Below are 3,713 nucleotides of genomic sequence, written 5' to 3'. Positions count from 1 at the left end.
GTGTGGGGAGTGTGGGGTGATGGGGAGTAGGAAAAAATATTAATTTTAGGACTTACGCAAAGACCATGTATATAGTGTTCAAAACTATAACGTTATAGTTTTTTGACTCTATATATAGTACATCTGGGTAAGTCCTGATTTTTTACTTTAGTCAAAATTTTATAGTAATTTTCAGAGATACAGCATTTTCCGAAGCTATGAGGTACAACGATTTAAGGTTGTAGGGAGTAGAGGAACAAACACAAAATATTTACCATGTCAAAAGTACAGTTATCCTACCTCATAATAACGGGAAGCGCTGTATTAATCAAACAACTAATTTAGGGTTTGGAAACCAAACCCCTACGGTAAAATATTACAACCCATAGCAGAAACTGGGTTTATGAACTAAAATTTACAATTCAAGCAGGTTTTGGTGCATGAAAGTGGGGATAGAGCATCCATTGGGCAGCTATATCGCTCTCTTTCGTAATTATTGATATTCTATTCATCTATTGTCCAATAGTTATGGGTAGACAATTAAACCTCAAAGGCTTTACAGGCAAAATTTTCAGCCTTTTTACTTTAAACATTGATGTTCTATTCATCTATTGGACAATAGTTATAGCACTTTCAGCACGTTATTATTGTGCATATGTGGAGCAAGTGCGACAGCTATATACTTTCATGCAACAAAGCCATTCAAGCATTAAATTAGGGTAATAAACCCGGTTTCTTGGTTGGGGTGCGTAAGTTCTATATAATTGTTTTTGCTAATCAAAATAATCCAATGAAAAATGACTAATCAAGAACAAGAAAAAGTTGAAAATAGCACTGCTAAAACCAGACAATTATTAGGAATGAAAGGTGCTGCAAGTGGAGAAACTAATATTTGGAAGATCCGCCTGCAATTAATGAAACCGATAACTTGGATTCCTTTAATATGGGGGGTAGTTTGTGGTGCTGCATCTTCAGGAAATTATAGTTGGAATCTAGAAAATTTCTTGATTTCTGCTGCTTGTATGTTATTAGCAGGACCTTTGATGGCTGGTTATACACAAACTTTAAATGATTTTTATGACCGGGAAATAGACGCTATTAATGAACCTTATCGACCTATTCCTTCTGGTGCAATTTCTATTCCTCAAGTTGTCACTCAAATTGTTGTTTTGTTACTAGCAGGAGTTGGTTTATCATATCTCCTAGATTTGTCAGTTGGTCACGAATTTCCAATGATTACTGTGCTTTGTTTATTTGGTGCATTTATAGCTTATATTTATTCGGCACCGCCACTGAAGTTAAAACAAAATGGTTGGTTGGGAAATTATGCTTTAGGTTCTAGTTATATTGCTTTACCTTGGTGGACTGGTCATGCTTTATTTGGAGAGTTAAATTTAACTATTGTAATTCTGACTTTGTTTTATAGTTTTGCTGGATTGGGAATTGCGGTAGTTAATGATTTTAAGAGTGTAGAAGGAGACGAAAAGTTAGGTTTAAAATCTTTACCTGTAATGTTTGGTATTGGTACTGCTGCTTGGATATGTGTATTAATGATTGATATTTTTCAAGCTGGAGTAGCAGCTTATTTAATTAGCATTAAAGAAAATTTGTATGCTGTTATTTTGTTGTTGATGGTAATTCCTCAGATTACTTTTCAAGATATGTATTTTCTGAGAAACCCTCTAGAAAATGATGTGAAATATCAAGCAAGCGCTCAACCTTTTTTAGTATTAGGAATGTTAATTACAGGTTTAGCTTTAGGTCATGCAGGAGTTTAATTCAGTTATCAGCAAGGAAGAAGGAAGAATTCATTAATTGATAATTGATAATGGATAATTGATAATTACCTCTGGTTAAAACCTTTCTTGATTGAAGATAAGGAAATATCCTAGCACTTTTCTCTTGGTCAATTGGATATGGCGAGGTTTCCTCGCCATCCCATCCTGACGGAATGCTCCGCAAACGACCGCTTTTTATACCCTTAAAAGAGGAGGCGTAACTACCCAAATTTNGATAATTACCTCTGGTTAAAACCTTTCTTGATTGAAGATAAGGAAATATCCTAGCACTTTTCTCTTGGTCAATTGGATATGGCGAGGTTTCCTCGCCATCCCATCCTGACGGAATGCTCCGCAAACGACCGCTTTTTCCCCTATCCAAGGGGAAGCTTTAAACCAGAATTATTTAATTATTAATAATTAATTATTAATAATTAGGTAAGAAGGCTAAAAATTTTAATGTAGGAATTAGGAATATTGTCTGCAACATTTATACTTCTTTCTTTTCTGAATTTTCAAGATACAAAATCAACTAGATTTCATAGAATGATAAAAAGGGTGTATCTCAATTTTGAAGAAAGCCAAAAATTTATTGGTTTTAGGGAAAACTTAACTCTTAACTGGGAAGAGAAAAAAAGTATTTTTGCAAACATAGCAATCCTAAATAGGTCGCGGGTAATCAAAAAGTAGATAAAAAACTTGAAACTCCTGCCTGTTCCCTTTTCCCTTTTCCCTGAAAGCGGTAAGGTTTTTATACACAAATAAAATAGGATTGCTATATGAGATGCACCCGACAAAAAAAGTCTATCTTAAGTATAAGAAGATGTTAATAATTAATAATGGATAATTATTGCTCTGCTGATTAAATATCAAAGCATTGACAAATAAGAAATAGTTTTCATTATCAATTATCAAGTAAGCATTCAGCTATTAGCAGTCAGCTCTCAGCAATTAGAGCTTAGGGATATTAAATGAATTTAATAGACTTTAAAATCAAAGCAGCCGACTTTTAGTAATACTTAATATCTGGCTCAGTAAACTTTCAAACACGCTCCAAAAAGAATAGCTGATAGCTGGTAGCTGACGGCTGCATGCTTACATTATCCATTATCCATTATCCATTATCCATTAAATCTGGTGAGGTACAAAATTTGTTTGTTTTAGTAGGGACGTTGCATACAACGTCCCTAAATTGTAGCAACTTGATCAATAGGGAGTATATAGCACTACGCAAATAGGTTAGGAAATTTTTAAATCCTGTTTGCGCAGCATTCCGTAGGAAAACCCTTTTACAGTCTTCTGTTCCCNCTGTTCCCTGTTCCCTATTCCCTATTCCCTAGCGCTATAAAATAAGAAGAGCAACTGTACCTTAATTAGCTTGAGACATGATAAAATCTAATACAATTGACAAAATTCCAACTCAGGTTAACGTAGAAAAATTAGAGGAAAAAGTAGAATCCCAGAATTTATACCTGCGCCTATTTAGCTATGGTTTACCACATAAAACACCATTTTTCATAGGCATATTATTAACAATTTTGGCTTCATTTATTACTTTCTTTGTTCCTCAAATTAATCGCTATGTTATTGATGTAATTATTCCGGAAAAACAATTTAATATGTTGCCTTGGGTAGCAGCACTTATCCTATTGATGAGTTTCTTAGGAGGTGTACTATCTTTTCTACAATTATATGCGATAAAAATCTTTGGAGAAAACACCGTTAAAAGTATTCGCGTACAGTTATATCAACATCTTCAATTTTTATCCATTAGTTATTTTGAAAATCAACGTACTGGGGAATTAATATTAAGATTAGGAAGGGATGTAGAAATTGTCGGGCAATTACTTAATTCTAATTTAATTGCAATTCTAATTGATAGCTTTGCTTTTATTGTCGTTTTTATTTATTTTTTAATCAGTAATTGGCATCTAGCAATTGCGATTGCTATAACTT

2 protein-coding genes are annotated in these 3,713 nt (G+C 33.6%); both read left to right on the top strand.

What is annotated here, in order from left to right; translation table 11 throughout:
• Window positions 1-776: 776 nt before the first annotated feature.
• Entirely contained in the window at window positions 777-1,757 is a 981-nt protein-coding gene (gene chlG / locus AFK68_RS06310) for a chlorophyll synthase ChlG (protein WP_094672039.1), read from the top strand.
• Between the two features lie 1,385 nt (window positions 1,758-3,142).
• Window positions 3,143-3,713, top strand: a 571-nt coding sequence (locus tag AFK68_RS06295) for an ABC transporter ATP-binding protein (protein WP_143437618.1), incomplete at its 3' end; no start/stop codon positions are given.

Origin of the sequence: Hydrocoleum sp. CS-953 (assembly GCF_002260545.1) — a bacterium.
Classification (GTDB): Bacteria; Cyanobacteriota; Cyanobacteriia; order Cyanobacteriales; family Microcoleaceae; genus Trichodesmium.
Note: the sequence above shows the minus strand (reverse complement) of the source record. Positions and strands in the feature narration are given on the sequence as shown.